Source organism: Phyllobacterium sp. LjRoot231 (assembly GCF_964253365.1).
Classification (GTDB): Bacteria; Pseudomonadota; Alphaproteobacteria; order Rhizobiales; family Rhizobiaceae; genus Phyllobacterium.
On record NZ_CAXUQT020000001.1, the window covers coordinates 3,576,548 to 3,594,003 of the forward strand.

Genomic DNA, 17,456 nt, shown 5'->3' on the forward strand with positions numbered 1-17,456 from the left:
CCCTTGGACGGTCTCAGATCCTTGGGAATCAGTTCGGCTTTAGCCCTGCTTTGCGAAGTCCGTCGATCCAGTGGTACCGTTCAGACGCGCTGTCATAGGGATAGGCCGCTGACTTTTCCAGTGTCCAGTTTGGCTCAATGTCGCTGAACTCCTTCATGATCGCTTTTGCCTCGTTTAACATTGCCTCGTCTAGCTTTGCCTTGCCAATGTTTGCCTCGTCTGTGGTTGCGAGCTGGGCCTTACTTGCAGCCAGTATCAGGCGGACATCGTTAGGCTTCTTGGCGGCTTCAATTTTTCCGATCTCGTCGATGGCGTCCTGATAACGCCCTACCTGGTAATACCCCCTTGCCAAGATCCAATGGAGCCAATATGCGTGATCGGGATAGAGTTTCATCGCATCGAGGACAAGCTGAATTGCCCGCTTGGGATCACCATAGTAGATCAATGCCTCCGCCATATCTGCGTCAAGTTCGGCGGTATTCTTGTTGATCCACTCAGGATTGCTGATAAGTGCGCGGGCGGCCTCGTATTCTTGAAAGCTTTTAGGAAAGTCATTCTGATGCCAAGTCACCATCGCACGATACCATAGGCCCCTGAAATCATTGAGCCAGCCTTTGTTCTCATCCTTGCTCAAATCGACGGCTATATTGGCCAGCCGCTCGGCCTCCGCTAGCGCGGCGGGGCATTCGCCCCAGCCATTCTCACACTCCCGCACCCAGACGTAGGAAAATTCGGCGTAGGCGGGCATATAGTCGGCATCCTCGTCTATTGCCAACCGGAAGAGCCGTTTTGCCTCTTCGTTCCCTTCTGGAGTCAACGGTTGCTGTCTTGCGAGTCGGGTATTCTCCTTGGCTTGGGCGGTAGTCATGTTATTCCCCTTTGTTTTTACTTCGGTTGTGGTTTGGCCAATTACTAAAGAGCTTTCAGGGACGTTCAGCTCTACATCTCCTTCAACCCGGCTTTCCGTAAGCCATCCAGCCAGTGCTGTCGGTCACTGTCCTTCCGATAGAAATATGCGGCCGATTTTGCGATCGACCAGTCGGGATCAATTTTGCTGAACTCGGCCATAATGGCTTGAGCTTCCGGGATATCGCCGAGCTGCGCCTTGCTGGCTGCAGTGATCAAACGGACGTCGTTGGGTGGAGAGTTAATCCTGCCGATGGCGTCGATGGCGGCCTGATACTGTCCGGCCATATACCTGGCCCTGCCTTCGTTCCAATCGTACCAGAAATCATAAAATGGGTTGCGACGCTTGGCAGCTTCGATCTGCTCTATCGCCTTTTCGGGTTCGCCACCGTAAATCAACGCCTCTGCCATGTCGGCAGCGAGGTCCGGATCGTTAGGGTTTATCTGACGGGCGGTTTCGTATTCCCGGAAACTCTTGTCGAAATCGCCCTTGTTCCACGCGACAATTGCCAGATACCAATGGCTGCTGAAATCGTCGTTCAATGCAAGGGCCTTGTTCGCAAGGTCTTCGGCCTTTTGGAGTGATGCTGCGCCATCATCACTCCAGCCGTTCTGATACGCCCGGACATACACGTAGGACAGTTCCGCATAGGCCGATGAATAGCTCGGGTCGAGCTCTATCGCTTTTTCAAAAAGCTGGCGTGCCTCGGCATTTCCCTCGGGCGTGACTTTGCTGGAATCGGCCCAAATCGCCTTACCCTTCAGGTAATAGTCATATGCGCTCATATTTTGGGTGAGCTTCTTATTGGAGCGCCGCTCTTCGGCCGCCGTCACCTTTACGGCAAGCGTAGTCACGATGTTTCTCGTGATATCCTCTTGCACAGTGAACGTGTCTCCAAGAATCTGATCGTAGCGGTTTGCCCATACGTGATAACCAGTCTCGGCATCGATAAGCTGGGCATTGATGCGCAGTCGCTCTGGCGTCTTTTGAACCGTGCCTTCCAGCACATAACGTACGCTCAGTGCTTTCCCGATGTCCTGGACTTTGGCCGGCTTGTCTTTGAAGGTTGATGCCGAGTTGTATGCGATGACCAAGAGGCCCGAGAACTTGGAAAGGTCGCTCGTAATATCATTGGTGACACCATCACTGAAGTATTCTTGCGATGGATCGCCGCTGACATTGTCAAGCGGCAGAACCGCGATCGAAGGTTGCGAAGGAGACAGGAGTTGCGATCCGGCTTCCCTTTTGGCTGTTATCTCGGGTACGTACTTCCACCAGACCGGAAGAGCAATAACTGCAAGAAGCGCTGTTGTTGCTGCCGCAAGTCCCCAAGCGGGGATGCGCTTGCGCGAACGCGCTGAACTCACTCCCTTGATAGAGTATGCGTGTACCGGGAAAGGGATATTCTTCAGTTTCTTTGAGCCAAGGTCTGTAAAGCCGAGGTTCGGCAGGTGCTTCACCTGCTCGTAGAGACTCCCCGATACGCAAATTCCGCCAGGCTCGGACAATCCTTCAAGACGTGCTGCGACATTCACCGCTTCGCCAAGTAGATTGTCCTGTTCGACAACGGCATCCCCGAGATTTAGGCCAACACGGAAGAGCATGCGCCAGTCTTCTGACAGCTTCTCATCCAGTTGCGTTATTTGATTTTGGATTTCCAAGGCGCAACGCATCGCTTCAACCGGGCTAGGAAATTCCGCGATTATACTATCCCCAGCCCCGCCGAATATGCGGCCATTGTGCGCCTGAACACGTTCCTGGATGATTGCGGCACAATCCTTGAAGAGCGCGAGTGCCGCATCCTCATCCTTCCCGACGAGACGGCTGTACTCGACCGCGTCAGCGGCCAGTATCGTGACAAGCCTGCGCTGCAGCATGTTCTCTTCCCCTCACCAGTATACCATTAATTGGACGGGAGCGGGTAACGGACGGTTCTAGTCAGTAAGGCTTAAGTCTTTGAGATTGGTTCATTTTAAAAAAAGGAAGCCGCCCAAGCTATCGAGGAGTACGTGTTGAAGCAGACGCCACGATCCTCTCGATCAGCGAGATGTAAGACAGGTCGGTCATTCGGGCGATGAGGGGGAGATCCGAATCTCTGGGATGCATGCCCGCGAGCGGATTCGCTTCCAAGAAGTTGACTTCCCCGGCGTTATCGCAACGGACATCGACGCGGCCACCATCGCGCCCCCCGAGACACTTCCACGCCGCGAGCGCGAGGTCCGCGGCGGCTCTGCTTGTCGCGTCATCTACCAGACGGGGAGCGACCCGCTCGTCAAAATGCTTCTTGTTATCGTAAGAGTATATTTCAGGCTCCGGCCCGTCCTTGAGGACTATTTCCATTGTCCCGAGTGCATAAGCGGCCGACCCTGTTCCTAAAATGCCCACCGTGAATTCGCGGCCGGGCAAATAGACTTCGACAAGCACCGGTTGTCTGTGACGGGCGAGCAACCGCTCGCACCCTGACTGCAATCCTCCCCGATCGTGGATTTTCGACGCCGCGGAGATTCCCTTGCTGGTACCCTCGGCAATGGGTTTTATGAACAAAGGGAATGGCAGGGCAACCCTTGCGATATCTGAGAGCGTTTCGACAACCGCGAAATCTGAAGTTCGGATACCGCTGTCGCGAACAACCTGTTTCGCCGTCGCCTTGTGCAATGTGACAGTAAGACAAAGCGGATCGGCAAAAATATAAGGAACCTCATAAGCGTCCAGCAGGGCAGGTGCCAGCGCTTGGCGGCCGAAACCGTACATTCCCTCCGCGCTGTTAAAAACGAGATCCCATCGATCGCCTTTACTCAAGCGCATTGCCAGCGCCCGGGAAGTACCGATGCGTTCAGTTGAGTGACCAAGCGAGTGCAATGCAGATTCTATCGCCTCGATCGTCTCTAGCCTGTCGAACTCGGCAATCTGTTCCTCGGTGTATCCTTCCTTCGCGTAGTCGTCCCGGAGATCGAATGTTATGCCAATATTCATCGTTTGGCCCGCCTTCGTAGTCTCACAATTTCCAGCGCGTTTCGTAATCTACCATCCAATCGTCTGCCATAGATAAGAAGATTTGAACATCGGCGCGTATGGGCGTTATACTTGGCTGGAAATTGGGAACTGACCAGCGTTCTTGGGTACTCCTACGGTCAAAATAATACCGAGCGAAACAACGCAAATGTCGACTGTTCACCTGCGGTACCGCAGAGGCCGATTTTTGGCAGTAATGCAGGCGTTCGATTGCATCACGGGTGTGTGGCTCGCGCTCGCCAGTGGTTATGTGTCGACAACCGGCGAACTCACCCACTGCTCTTTATGGAACTGCTGTTGACTGTGCAGATCGTGAGGTGCTCGGGTCCGGACGTCACTATTGATATAACGGTCATTGACGAGACCAATACTCGAGTAAATATTCCGGCGCTCTTGGCTCAATTTTGGCGAAACGACAATTTCGGAATGGTCGCTCTGATTGGCGTCCCGTCCAATCAATATCCGCCCCCTCGATATTGCCTGCCCGTTCCGAGATGCACCGCTGTCCGTCCTGCGGACAACGCTCAATGACCGCTTTTTGGCCAAAACCGGACATTCGACGCGCTGTTGCGACGCGCCAATACCAGCCATCCAGCATTATCTGATCTGCGCCGATATTGTTGAAAAGTTTCAAAACGGAACTCGCTTTTCGACCACGATTCACGTTGGTTTCACGCTGGAATGACAGATGAACTGTATTCCATGCAATTCAGCCGGACCAGCTGGCATCAAAAATGGGAGCGGAATAGTGTACGGCCTTTCAGAAATAAGCGCTCCTGTTTACCTGCGGGGGCTCCCAACACCTGCAAACGTATTGCTAAAGTCGTGTTTTGTGCCACACTTGGGGCGAGAGCATTATTTTAAGAAAGATAAAGCAACCCACGACGCTACTCCGGGGCTAACCCTGATGGACCGCAGTCATCAGCACGAAGCGGCTTATCGCATGTATCTTATTGGACCCTTCGCGATCACTGATCCGGCGGGGAAGGCTTTGACGCCCAAATCCCAAAAGTCTCAGGCTGTCCTTGCCATGCTGGCTCTTTCCCTCAGGGGATCACGTTCAAGAGTTTGGCTCCGTGACAAGCTTTGGAGCGACAGGCCTGAAGACCAGGCCTCTGCCAGTCTTCGCCAAGCATTGCTCGATATCCGTAAATGTCTGGGTGATGCACGCGATATCCTGGTGGCTGACAAAAACACCGTCTCGCTTCGCATGGACCGCATACGGCTGGATATCGACGAAATCCTTACCGAGGGCCATACAACAGGAAATGACGAACTGGCTGCTGAACATTTTCTCGAAGGGGTCGACGTCAGAGATCCCGAATTCGAGGAATGGCTGACGCTTGAGCGACAGGTCTGGCAGCGCCGTTACGATGAGGGACAGCTCCAGCATAAATTCGAACCAAAGCTCGAGTTGGCTCGTGAACACCGGAAACAGACGCTTCTCGTTCCTTTGACGGCGATCAATCCGGGTAAAGATGATGACGGGACTGCAAATGAGCTGTCGGACGATGCAGCTGTTGCCCACGGCTCGATTGCCGGCGTCAGTTCGAGACAATGGGTTGTCGCGATCTTGCCCTCGCGCATTGCCGGACAAAGCGAAAATGGACAGATTCTTGCATCGGAAGTAACGAGCCTCATCGCAAAAACACTCGTTGAGGGAACTGATATCCGTGTCACCGATTTCTCCTTCGGCGGAGGAAGTTGGGCGGGCTCGCCGAATGACAATCAACCGGGTAGTGAAATTTCACTGGCAACGCCCATCGGCATACAGCTGGAACTAACGCTCGCCAGTCAAACCGTCCTTGTCGTGGTGAGCATTCTGCGTTTGGCCGATCACAGCCTGATCTGGAAAGACAGTTGCATTGCCGATCGGCAACTCCTCGAAAGAGGTGAAAGCAATCAGTTACATGCGCTAATCAATCACTTGATAGATGAAGTCCATGGTTGCTTTCTTTTCCGCGCTGAAGGCGGAAAGATGGAGCGCGAATCCACTATGATCGAGGCGGTCAACTCGGTCTTTCGATTGTCTCGGGACGATCTCGACAGAGCGGAACGCATCCTTCATAACATTGCTGCTGACCGGCCCTCTTCCTCTGTCTATGCATGGCTCGCCTTTATCAGAACCTTTCGGGTTGGGCAGCGTTTCAATGCCTATGACTCAACAATAGTTGAAGAAGCCCAATTCTACGCCCGTAAGGCACTGGAGTTGGATGTCAACAATTCCATAGCGCTTGCTCTCGTTGGACACGTCCATTCGTTCTTGTTTTGCGAATACGACTATGCCGCCGGATTGTTCGAGCGAGCGATAAGGCTCAATCCCGCACAACCACTCGGTTGGGATCTCTATTCCATGTTACATTGCTATGCTGGACAGCCTGAGAAGGCGATGGCCATGGCCAATTGGGTTCAGAACCTGGGTTTTTACAGCGCGCACAAGTATTATTTCGATACCACAAAGTGCATCAGCGCCGCTCTGGCTGGCGATCACGCCGCCGCCATTTCTGCGGGTGAAGAGGCGCTGAAGATGCGGCCGGATTTTAATTCTCTTTTGCGCTACCTGGCAGCAAGTCATGCACATCGCGACGAGATGGAAATGGCGAGAAGATGCGTGGAGCGACTTGAGACTGTCGAACCGAATTTCTCGATCGAGTCCCTCCAGGACAATCGCTATCCGCTGTTGAACACTGCGGGCGGCAAGATGCTGATCGCCGGCCTCACGAAAGCTGGCGTCAAGCTCCGGTAGTTTTTCCCTTAGTCAAATTTCGGTTCCAGCATATGAAGGAAACGCGAATATGGTCGACAACATTCCGCAATCACCTCTGATACGGTTCTTGAACAGTTTTCGATTTCAGATCGACGCCGATCAGGTGTCGCCATGTCCTCCTTCACCCCTCGTCGCAATTGACCAGCAATCGGTACTGCCTGCCGAGGTTGAATTCGATAGCGACGGCCCAACTTTAACGATAGCGGGGGCTATGGGGAGTGGCGGCGTCATGAGCGCCGGTGTTGCCAACAAATCGGTACTGAACAAGTCTTCGCTGAACAAGAATAAAAACAAGAATAAGAATAAAATGGCATTCGGCGGGATCAGCTCCGGCGACGCACAATTGATTCCTGCTTTCGAGTTACGCCGGCTACACCAGCAACCCTCCCGGAATGCTTTTACGGCGGCGGCGCGGTTCACGTGGGAAATGCTCGACATCGTTCCACCGCCGGGGCCAGATTTCAGTCGCCTTGAATCCAAAGTGCTTCTGTCAATGCAGAAGCGCGACCGTGAACGGGCCAGGCGATTATCGGATATTCAAGAGGAAGCGTCACTATCTGTCGCCGAGTTTACGCGACCTCTCTACATTGAAAACATAGGCGGGTTCGAACAGACCGAGGGGCTTTTTCAGAGCATCCTGACGGCGTGCGAGTATGTCGGACTCATTTACAAAAGTAAGTTCAATCGCATACGACCCAATCAGTTCGAACCGCGCCTGCGACCCCTTTTGGCAGTTCCAGCGCACGAAGCTTTCCCAAGCAATCATGCATTCCAATGCTTTTCCATTGTGTTTGCATTCAACACGATCCTTCCCGAGCATCCTGCGACCGAAGAGTTGGCGCGAGTTGCCCAAAATGTCGCGGAAAATCGTGAATGGGCAGGTCTTCATTATCCGAGTGATACGAAAGCAGGACGTGATCTGGCCCGTCGGTTTGCTCCTTATCTGAGAGACGCGTTCGCCGCGACGTTTAACGCGGTACACCAGGAATGGGTGTGAAGAACATGCATCCGTCTTCGGCGAATCCTCTAGCGCAAATGAGGTTATAGATGGCCCACCAATCGGACGAAATGAAGCCCGCACCTGCTGGTTATTATTATCTCTGGCATTTGGCTGCTTTAGGGGTGCTTACCGCGGATTTTGGACCCTCGAATGAGCCCCTCCCCCCCAACAATGAAAGTGCGCTTCGCAACGCCGCTTCTCCCGTTATTTCTACGTCTGTCTGGGACGCTATTGCCGATCGTGGTGCGATTTCGCCTGCAAAGGTGGCACTGATTGACGTCGGGATCTCTCCAGATCATCCGAACCTGGCTACTCGGATCGACCACAACGCCTCGATCGACCTTGCAACGCACAGATACGGCGCGCGTGCCTTGGAAATCCTCGACGATACAAACAGTTCCTATAAGGAGGAGAAACAGGCGTTCTTCTCTGGACTGGACATATCCGGTCTTGGAAACCTGGGACTATCGAATGATGACAAGGAATACTTGGATGATATCGTGGCGGAGTACGCTGCCTCAAACGGCGTTTTGCGCCGCCTCCTCGATTCGAACACGTTGTTCGCATCTCACGGCACTGCCTGCGCCGGTTTGATTGTGGGAGAGCCGGCCGTGTTGCTATCCGAGGACGGCGAAAGTCCATCTCCTCCAGAAAATATCCTCACGAATCCAGATTCGACCGAGGCGCATCCCAACAAGAATCCCAACCTGTTACCTTATTTTGGCGCTGATCCTTTTTCGCGCCTCGTTAATATCACGACTTCATTCGAAGAGGACGCGAGGCAGTTCATTGCTGCTTTCCTTTATGCGTATTTGCAGAACGTTGACGTCATCGTTATGCCCCGCGGCATACCCGATCCGAAGCGAAGCGCCATTGAGCCCAAGAACGAATTGAAGGCGGACCTTGAGCGCTGGGCCAATCGTGATGCTGCAGATCTATTTGCTCGTATCGCGGTGGCCGAACAGGGGTCGGTGGAACTCGAACCCAAGGCCTCCCAGCCAGGTTCCAATCCGGACCGGTTGTGGAAAATCCTGAAGCGGTTGATTATTGGCGTGAGCCGAAAAATCCCGGTGATCTGCGCTGCCGGCAATAGCGGTGAAAGCCAGCTAATCTATCCAGCAAGTCTTGCAGCTCCCGACAATGGCATTGTTGCTGTCGGGGCTGTTACGGTTGAAGGTTTTCGGTCCGGCTACAGCAATTATGGCGAAGGGCTCACTCTCGTTGCACCTTCCGATGATGGCGAGGTTTTCAATCGCCATCAATTGCGGATCGATCGCCTGTCTCCCTTTACGGCCAAGCATCAGTATAGCGCGGATACTGGGAAGGAATATTGCTATTCCCGCTTCAGTCTTCTCAGCACAGACCTTCCGGGGGTCTTTGGTTACGATGAAGGAAAAGCACCTTGGTCCTCACTGCTCCCCTATGCAGATAATCCCGGCGTTGGTGGTGGTTACTATACGAGCTTTGGCGGCACGTCCGGAGCGACAGCTTTAGTCGGCGGAGTTGCAGCTCTCATGCAACGGGCCCATCGCGCCGTTCGCGGTGGATCGGGAAAGTTGAACGGTATAGCTGTGAAGAATATCCTTGAGGCAGCGTCAAACCGAAACAGCAATGTCGAGCCGGGTTTGCGTCCTCTCACACCCGACTGCATGAATGCGGACAACGAAGATGTCATCGATCCCAGCTACTTTTTTGGAGCGGGACTACTCAATGCAGCCGCGGCTGTGAGCGCTGTGCTGAACAGCTGACGCAAACCCGATTAAACACAGAAAAAGGATCCGCTTGCGGGTCCTTTTTACGTATTTCCCTTCATTTTTAACGGTGCGTTGACGGCCAGACAGCGTTCGAGAGACGCCCGGTCGAGTAGTATTCAATAAATACACCGGCACCCCGATCGATCCGGAGATAACAGTCGATCGATAGAATTTCACTAGCCTATAGGAGGCGAACCGATGTCAATAGTTCTTGCCAGAAAATACCGATGGTCATCATTTGCCAAGTTGATCAAGCGCCCGAAGTTGCCCGTCGGTTTGCACCTCTCTTACAAATGCTTCAAAGCATCAGTGGAGCATGAGATCCGTGTTATTCATACTACGATCTTAACTCCAGTGCATAAGCCTGCCTTTTTACCATGTCCAATCATCAACAACTTGAGGGGGCCATCCCATGAGCAACGGACCTGCCGCGGCAGCTCCCGCTATTTTCGATGAGCTCGTCGATTGGATCAAACAAATATCGCCGGCTCGCACCGACGACAAGCCGCTCGGCAGCGGGGGGGCTATTCACAGCTTGTGCCAGGCATCCCGCTCTCGCCCACCAATTTATGATCGGAGCTCGACGGACGTGGTTCTAATGAGTGATCTATCGAAAGACGAATGGGAAGCACTGAAACGCCTGTTGCAGGGCGAAACTATCCGGCAACTAAACTGTCAAACGGTTAAACGCCTGACAGATATCGGTGCACTGCAAAGGAAGAGGGGCGGAATAGAACTCTCCTACGCTGCAATGCGGCTCTTGAGCGAACGCATGGCACGCATTAGCCGAGCGCGAAATAGCGATAGTCAAACGTGGTGCAATTGAATTTCAATGTTGCGAGCATGTGGCAGTGAGCATGTTTGGGGGTAAGAAAATGTCAGGAATCATGTATGAACGAATACCGGATGCTGATCATGCCGTTTTAAATCGGCATGCGGCTGCCCGCCGTGCAGCATTCCAAATTGTATCGACCGAACTCCGTCCACAGCAGACCCTTGCCATTATTGACGGGCGTGCCGTTACTCGACAACACCTTTCATGGGAGCTTCTATCGAACGGGCTTGGACTGCGCACGGTCACATATGGCTCTGTCGAAGATATAGAGCAATACGAAGCGAAGGAATTTTCGGTCATTCTTATGTGTGTCGACGACTCCGGGTTCATGGATAATTCCGTTGTGCGTAAGATCGAGGCGCTTGTTCGGAGATTTCCGGGTATCCCGGTCATTGTTCAGGCAGAACTATGCGGATTTCAGCAAATCCTGAGCATTCTCGAGCAAGGTGCACGTGGTTACCTTCCAGGCAACGCCGGAATATCTGTTTGTATTGAGGCAATATCGATGGCGTTGGCCGGTGGTGTGTTCGTCGCGGCCGAAAGCCTGGATGATATTCAACGCGTCCTCGGAACCAGACGTTATCAATCCAAGCGCCAGCTAATGTTCACACGACGGGAACATGAGGTCATCGAAGTCCTGCGGCAGGGAAAGGCAAACAAGACGATTGCCTATGCTCTTAGTGTTGCTCCAAACACCGTGAAAGTTCACGTCCGAAATATCCTCAAGAAGGTTCGGGCGACGAACCGGGCGGAAGCAATTTACAAAATCAACGCGATGTTTGACGAAATCGCTTAGAGCGTCGTTCAGCAAATAGAACGCCGTTGGGGGCGACGGGGGCCGCTCAACGGGGACGCGGCGATGGACATTCGATCGACACTGACGGAGCTATGTGAGGCCTTCAACGCGCACAATCTTGATCGCATCATGACGTTCTTTTCTGATGATTGTGTATTGGAGATGCTACGGGGAAACAAGCCTTGGGGTTCTCGTTTAAACGGAACGTAGTGAAGCGCTGGCAACACGTTTTGAGGGCCTGCCCGATGTTCATTACGGCAACGAGCAGCATTTTGTAGATTCGGATACCGAGACTGGCATCTCAAAATGGACCCTTACAGGCACTAACCCCGATGGGACGAGAAAGGAAGTCCGGGGTTGTGACTTCTACACGTTTCGCGACGGCAAGCACGTCCGCGCGAGGCCGGCGGGACGATCCTAGCTCCTCCGATTGCATCTCTTCAAGACTGAAGGAGCCGAACTTCAGATATCGATCCGGAGAGCACAGTGTTGAACGGCGGCTTTGCGGCCAGCAGCGGACGCTCTGGCAAAAAATGCCGCCCGACGCGAGGCTGGCTCAGCCGCGCCGAGCCGCTTCGATCACCCCGACGTCGATCTTCCTCATGGTCATCATCGCATCGAAAGCACGCTTTGCTTGATCACCGCCTGCCGCGAGCGCTTCGGTCAGAACCCGCGGTGTGATCTGCCAGGACACACCCCACCTGTCTTTGCACCAGCCACAGTCACTTTCCTGGCCGCCATTGCCGACAATGGCGTTCCAGTAGCGGTCGGTTTCTTCCTGATCGTCAGTTGCGATTTGAAATGAGAAGGCTTCGTTGTGTTTGAACGCGGAACCGCCGTTCAGGCCGATACACCGAATACCCGCAACGGTGAATTCAACAACCAATACGTCTCCCTGCTTACCCTCGGGATAGTTATCAGGTGCACGAATGACGGCACCCAGCGCGCTGTCGGGAAAAGTCTCTGCGTAGAAGCGGGCGGCAGCCTCGGCGTCTTTGTCGTACCATAGGCAGATCGTGTTCTTTGTCATTGCGTGGTCCTTTCGCTCTTCGTTTCCAATTATGCCGATGCGACTTCACCGTAGTGGACGAAGCCCAGATGCAGCGGCTCTCCTTGCCACAGCAGTCACAATGGCTAGAGCTCTCGCCCATCGTCTCTACCCTGAGCGAACATCCGACCAGCCTATCGATGGGGTGGACACCTCCTAACGGCATCGCGATGTGCCAAGGTAGCGATGTCGAAACTTTGCTACGAAGGAGGCGTCCATGGAAAACAATATTATCATCGGGATCGATCTGGCCAAAAATGTCTTTCAGTTGCACGGGATGCGGGCCGATGGCTCGGTAGCGTTCCGCCGCAAGGTGTCGCGGGCGAGGTTGCTGCCATTTCTGGCTGAGCATCCGGCCTGTCTTGTGGCGATGGAAGCCTGCGCCAGCGCTCATTACTGGGGCCGGGAGATTGGGAAACTTGGCCATGAGGTGCGTCTGATCGCGCCGCAATATGTGAAGCCGTATGTAAAGCGGCAAAAGAATGATGCGGCGGATGCGGAGGCAATCGCCGAGGCGGCGTCTCGTCCGACGATGCGCTTCGTCGCGGTCAAAAGCGCGGAGAAGCAGAGCCAGGCGATGGCTTTCAAGACCCGCGATCTTCTGATGGCTCAACGAACCCAGACGATCAACGCTTTGCGCGGTCACCTTGCAGAGTACGGGGTTATTGCTCCGCAAGGCATCCAGAATATTGGCCAATTGGCCAAGGCCCTCGACGATCCCGAAGCGACCCTACCGCCGGCTGTCGTCGAACTCGGCAGAGAGCTCCTCAATCATCTTGAAACACTGGACGAGCGCGTTGCCGTGCTGAGCGAGCGGGTCAAGGAGACCGCACGAACGGATGAAACTGCGCGGCGGCTGATGACGATCCCAGGCATCGGTCCGATTTGCGCTGCCGCGATGGCGGCAGTCGTTCCACCGCCCTCAACCTTTGCGAAGGGGCGTGATTTTGCTGCCTGGCTCGGGCTCACGCCGAAACAGAACTCGACGGGTGGCAAAACGCGATTGGGTAAGACATCGAAGATGGGACAAAGAGATTTGCGGCGTCTCTTGATCATTGGCGCAATGGCCATGGTGGGACACGCGGCGCGGCGCGGGGCACCGGTAGGCTCCTGGCTGGCACGCATGCTTGCGCGAAAGCCGAAAATGCTGGTGGCGGTCGCGCTGGCAAACAAGATCGCCCGTGTCGCTTGGGCACTAATGGCCAGCGGCGGGGTGTACCAGGCTCCAGCTGCCGCCTGACGGCGACTGGTTGGAGACGTAGGAATGCGGTGGTTCTGAGCGGAGGTTTATGGGCGAAAAGTCGAGAAAGACGGGATCAGGAAAACCAGTTTCGGGCCAAGTGTCTTTGAACACGCCCTGTCGATGTGGACCAGATCCCCGAACGATCCATAAGGGCCCGCGGCGTTGTAAGCCGCACTATGAGGCCGGACACACGACCGAACTCGACCGCATTGCTCATCGCCAAAGTGAAAGAAATCGCTTGCATTCCCGGAGGTGTCCACACACGGCCCGAAGGTCCGAAATCCACCCATCGCTGCGGTTCAGGCCGCTGCACCTTGAATGCCCCGTTATAAGTTTGCCGTATGGCCAAGATGAAATAGTCGCCGTAGGTTGCTCCAAAAATCAATTTTGACGAACCGGAGGCGCATTAGATTGAATCACACGAGCCTTTTGGGGAAATGCAGGACGCTTGCCGTGATTGCCTTGATCCTGTCTTCCGGCCAAATCACCCCCTCTTTTGGCGACGGGGCCAAGAGCTGCGTAGCCGGAACCGAAAACGAAAAAGGATGGCTCTTCGTCAACAACTGTGATCGCGAAGTGGTCATCGAGATCTGCTTCGAAGAGACATCCGATGAACCATTAAATTGTGGAAGCGTAATACAGCACCAGGGTGATCGGTTATATCCGGCCACGTTGATCGCCGCAAAAGAAGGATTGCAGATTTTGAGCGTTGGTGGGCGTGCCGGAATCAGGTGGGGCGCTTGTTATCATGACCGAGGAGCCGACAGGAACCCGGGAAAGCCTGAAGGTGAATATAAGTTTACGTATCGCTGCAAGAATTCCAACGTCGAGTGACCTGATGTGCATCCGCGGCGATTTTCGACTTCCCGTAAACCTATGTCGGCACTTTGAAATTTGGAGAGCGAAATGCCCTACAATAGCAGCGTCTCTGCAACAGTGGTGGCTGTCGGTCAGGGGCTGGGATGAACCCGGAATGGGTCAAACTTTCCAGCTTATGGTCAACGTTATATTTGATACATTAGCATGCGCGGTCTGGTCCACCGGGCTTATCATCATCTCGACGCGGTGTGCACCCGGGCACGGCAATCCCGATAATTCTTTGTCAACAATGTAATAATCCGCCGTCCAAGCTGAAGGACGTGGACGGTCGCACAACCTGTCAACAGCCCCCACGATCACTTGGCAACGAGACGGCTCGAACCAACCGCAGCACGCCTGTTACCGCTCAATCCAAGTCGTGTTCTTTGCGGTGGGGTGGCAAGCTGAATTACACGGACATATGCGGCATCGCTCGGGTAGCATTGTCCGAGACGCGGAGTGGTTACGACCCTGAGCCGCATCATCGTTACGGCTCTTCTCGACGTTCCTCTGGCGGACGGAGCTTCCGGAACATCCCCAGCAAGAGAATGTCGTAGACAATCTTCAACGCGCCGGCGATGAGCAGCGGCCAGCCGAAACCGGAAGTAGCGAGAAGCGAGCCCGCGATGATCGGACTTGCCGCGGCCGCGAGGCTGCGTGGGACGGCGGTGACGCTTGCCGCCGCCGCCCGCTCGCCCGGCGTCACCACGGCCATGACGTAAGAGGTGCGCGTGGGCACGTCCATCTGCGACAGCGCGCTTCTAATCAGTAGAAGCACGATGGCCGGAGCAAGGCTCGGCATGAAGGGGACGAGCATGAGACAGAGGCTCGACGGTAGGTGCGTAAACACCATGGTATTCACAAGACCGATACGTTTCGAAATTCGCACAGCCACAAGGTAAGAGCCGGCGGAAAGGACACCCATCCAGAAAAAGATTGCCCCGGTCGCGGCTAGCGACAGATCGAACCTTTGAAAGAGCCAAAGAGCCAAGAGCGATTGGATGACGAAACCGCCTGCGAACGCGTCGAGGCTGAACAGCGCGGCGAGCGTTAGGACGACAGAGCGGGATTTGCGCAGCGGCTCGGCGGGCGCGGTTCCCGCACTTGGCAGATCGTCCGGCAGGCGTCGATAAAGGAGAAGAGCGACCAACCCCAGAGAGGCGTAAAGCAGGAAAGCAACTTGGAGAGCATGTTTGAGCTCGAGGCCGGCAACATCGCGGAGAATGTCGGGCGCGCCGGCGGCAAGCGCACCGACGGCGGCGGCAAGTGAACCGATGAGGCTATAGCGGGCAAAAAGCGCGGTGCGGTCGCTGTCGGTGACGGTGTGGGCCAGCTCTGCGTGCTCGAGTGGCAGAAACACGCTGACGTCACCGGAGGATGGGTTCAATGTACCCACGAATGCAATGAGAAGCAGCGGCCAGAAGTCCTGAACCAAGGCGAAGGCGATCCCCGTGAGGACCATCAGGACGGCGGCTGCGATCAGCAGAGTGCGGCGAAAAAAATGGTGCGCGACGACTCCGACAGTCAAGGTGAGAGCGGCCGAGCCCGCGAGCGTCACCGTCGAGAGGATCCCGATTTTGAAGGCGTCGAAGCCCAGCGTCGCCAGATAGGTGGGAAGCAGAATGCTGACCAGTCCATCGCCGAACGCCCGCAATCCCCTGGAGGTCAACAGATAGGCAGCCGTCGGTTCGGCTCCGCTGGGCAGAAAGACAAATCTCCACTTCGCATGCCCTCCAGGCAAAGCCTCGATCGAGCTTTGGCCTGTCAACGACGCTTCGTGCGCGTTGATGGGTGGAGTCGGCTGCATCGGTCAGATTGCTCCTGTGGCCAACCCATAAAGCAGCCCGAGGATCGCAGACGCTGCAAGCACCGGGATCATGCCGACCTTAAAGCGAAACACCGCCAGCAGTGCACCGATCGTCAGGATCAGAGACGGTACGTTGACGGATCGAAGAACGGGCACCTCCAACGTCATTCCAAACCAGCGGATTTCTTGCAGTTCACCGAACAGGACGTGAAGCGCGAACCACACTGCGAGATTGAGGATCACCCCCACGACCGCTGCCGTGATTGTCGCCAACGCCGCCGACAAGGCTTTGTTGCTACGCAGCGTTTCCATGAACGGCGCGCCGAGGAAAATCCATAGGAAGCAGGGAACGAAAGTCACCCAGGTGGTGAGCAGCCCGCCAAGAGTTCCGGCGACGAGGGGATGAAGGCTACCCGGTGCCCGATAGGCCCCCATGAAGCCAACGAACTGGGTGACCATAATCAGCGGACCGGGAGTGGTCTCCGCCATGCCGAGACCATCCAACATCTCGCCAGGCCTCAGCCAACCGTAGTGATCGACCGCCTGCTGCGCGACATAGGAAAGCACCGCGTAAGCGCCGCCGAAGGTAACCATGGCCATCTTGGAAAAGAAGACGGCGATGTCCGTGAAGACATTGCCGGGGCCGAGCAACGCCAACAGCGCGACTACAGGCAGGACCCACAAGAGCAGCCCCGCCGCGGCGACCTTCAGCGACCAACTGGCCGGCGGACGCGCGTGGGCCGGGATGTCCTCACCGAGCGCGGAGTCGGCGTCAGCGACCTGGTTGCTGCCGACTTTGGCGTGCCCGTTTCCGGTCAGGAACGGAGCGAGGCCAGACCGTCCGCCAAAGTAACCGATCACGCCTGCGGCAAGGATGACCAAAGGAAACGGCGCATGGAAGAAAAAGAGAGCGACAAAAGCCGCCGCGGCGAGGCCCACCATCACGTTGTTTTTGAGGGCCCGCCTGCCGATCCGGGAGACTGCCTCAAGCACAATGGCAAGGACCGCTGCCTTCAAACCGAAAAACAGCGCTTGGACCGCACCGACATTGCCGAAGATCGCGTAGATCCAGCTGAGCGCCATGATGGCGATGGCGCCCGGCAGCACAAACAGAATACCAGCCACGAGCCCGCCTTTGGTCTTGTGCAACAGCCAGCCGATATAGATGGCGAGTTGCTGCGCCTCCGGACCCGGCAGCAACGTGCAGTAGTTGAGTGCGTGCAGGAACCTGTTCTCGCCAATCCAGCGTTTCTCTTCGACGATGATCCGATGCATCACCGCGATTTGGCCGGCCGGACCGCCGAAGCTGAGGGCGGCAACCCGTGCCCAGACCCACATGGCATCGCGAAACGAAATGCCATGGTTCGAGGCATCGGGTGATTGGGTCGGCACCGTAGCGGTGCTCTCAAGATTGGCCATTACCTGATAC

At 55.3% G+C, this 17,456-nt stretch carries 13 protein-coding genes and 1 pseudogene; 8 read left to right on the forward strand and 6 right to left on the reverse strand.

Translation table 11 applies throughout. From position 1 onward, the window contains the following. Positions 1–28 precede the first annotated feature (28 nt). The 3 genes from ACSQ3H_RS17810 to ACSQ3H_RS17820 all read right to left on the reverse strand — a co-directional run bounded on the left by ACSQ3H_RS17810 (position 29) and on the right by ACSQ3H_RS17820 (position 3,880). The gene (locus ACSQ3H_RS17810) at positions 29–868 is read right to left on the reverse strand and encodes a tetratricopeptide repeat protein (RefSeq protein ID WP_436118260.1); all 840 of its coding nucleotides are present in this window, start codon (positions 866–868) and stop codon (positions 29–31) included. 71 nt (positions 869–939) lie between these two features. Continuing rightward, positions 940–2,784, reverse strand: a complete 1,845-nt coding sequence (locus ACSQ3H_RS17815; RefSeq protein WP_436118261.1) for a tetratricopeptide repeat protein — start codon at positions 2,782–2,784, stop codon at positions 940–942. A gap of 118 nt (positions 2,785–2,902) precedes the next feature. Then, positions 2,903–3,880 carry a D-alanine--D-alanine ligase family protein gene (locus ACSQ3H_RS17820; protein ID WP_436118262.1) on the reverse strand — a complete coding sequence of 326 codons (978 nt, stop codon included), beginning with the start codon at positions 3,878–3,880 and terminating at the stop codon, positions 2,903–2,905. A 299-nt stretch (positions 3,881–4,179) separates the two neighbouring features. Between ACSQ3H_RS17820 and ACSQ3H_RS17825 the strand changes: the two are divergent. From ACSQ3H_RS17825 to ACSQ3H_RS17850, 6 genes and pseudogenes are all read left to right on the forward strand, one after another. Next, a pseudogene (locus ACSQ3H_RS17825) lies at positions 4,180–4,430 on the forward strand (radical SAM protein); the annotation flags it as partial. Between the two features lie 237 nt (positions 4,431–4,667). Continuing rightward, positions 4,668–6,665: an SARP family transcriptional regulator gene (locus ACSQ3H_RS17830; protein WP_436118263.1), complete on the forward strand. Its 1,998-nt coding sequence runs from the start codon at positions 4,668–4,670 to the stop codon at positions 6,663–6,665. A gap of 232 nt (positions 6,666–6,897) precedes the next feature. Continuing rightward, positions 6,898–7,683, forward strand: a complete 786-nt coding sequence (locus ACSQ3H_RS17835) for a phosphatase PAP2 family protein (RefSeq protein ID WP_436119486.1) — start codon at positions 6,898–6,900, stop codon at positions 7,681–7,683. A gap of 50 nt (positions 7,684–7,733) precedes the next feature. Continuing rightward, positions 7,734–9,434 (forward strand): S8 family serine peptidase, encoded by a 1,701-nt coding sequence (locus tag ACSQ3H_RS17840; RefSeq protein WP_436118264.1) that lies wholly within the window; start codon positions 7,734–7,736, stop codon positions 9,432–9,434. Positions 9,435–10,285: 851 nt separating this feature from the next. After that, complete coding sequence (locus ACSQ3H_RS17845) at positions 10,286–11,071, forward strand: LuxR C-terminal-related transcriptional regulator (RefSeq protein WP_436118265.1); 786 nt, start codon at positions 10,286–10,288, stop codon at positions 11,069–11,071. 238 nt (positions 11,072–11,309) lie between these two features. Beyond that, a complete protein-coding gene (locus ACSQ3H_RS17850; protein WP_436119487.1) occupies positions 11,310–11,492 on the forward strand; it encodes a nuclear transport factor 2 family protein in 183 nt (60 codons plus the stop codon). Positions 11,493–11,627: 135 nt separating this feature from the next. On the opposite strand, the gene ACSQ3H_RS17855 is transcribed toward ACSQ3H_RS17850, so the two are convergent. Then, positions 11,628–12,101 carry a VOC family protein gene (locus ACSQ3H_RS17855; protein ID WP_436118266.1) on the reverse strand — a complete coding sequence of 158 codons (474 nt, stop codon included), beginning with the start codon at positions 12,099–12,101 and terminating at the stop codon, positions 11,628–11,630. A 235-nt stretch (positions 12,102–12,336) separates the two neighbouring features. On the opposite strand from ACSQ3H_RS17855, the gene ACSQ3H_RS17860 reads away from it, so the two are divergent. Continuing rightward, complete coding sequence (locus ACSQ3H_RS17860; RefSeq protein ID WP_436118267.1) at positions 12,337–13,359, forward strand: IS110 family transposase; 1,023 nt, start codon at positions 12,337–12,339, stop codon at positions 13,357–13,359. Between the two features lie 456 nt (positions 13,360–13,815). Beyond that, entirely contained in the window at positions 13,816–14,196 is a 381-nt protein-coding gene (locus ACSQ3H_RS17865; protein ID WP_436118268.1) for a hypothetical protein, read from the forward strand. 511 nt (positions 14,197–14,707) lie between these two features. On the opposite strand, the gene ACSQ3H_RS17870 is transcribed toward ACSQ3H_RS17865, so the two are convergent. Together ACSQ3H_RS17870 and chrA are read right to left on the reverse strand one after the other, a co-directional pair. Further along, positions 14,708–16,027 (reverse strand): MFS transporter, encoded by a 1,320-nt coding sequence (locus tag ACSQ3H_RS17870; protein ID WP_436118269.1) that lies wholly within the window; start codon positions 16,025–16,027, stop codon positions 14,708–14,710. Between the two features lie 3 nt (positions 16,028–16,030). Next, complete coding sequence (gene chrA / locus ACSQ3H_RS17875) at positions 16,031–17,446, reverse strand: chromate efflux transporter (RefSeq protein ID WP_436118270.1); 1,416 nt, start codon at positions 17,444–17,446, stop codon at positions 16,031–16,033. Positions 17,447–17,456 lie beyond the last annotated feature (10 nt).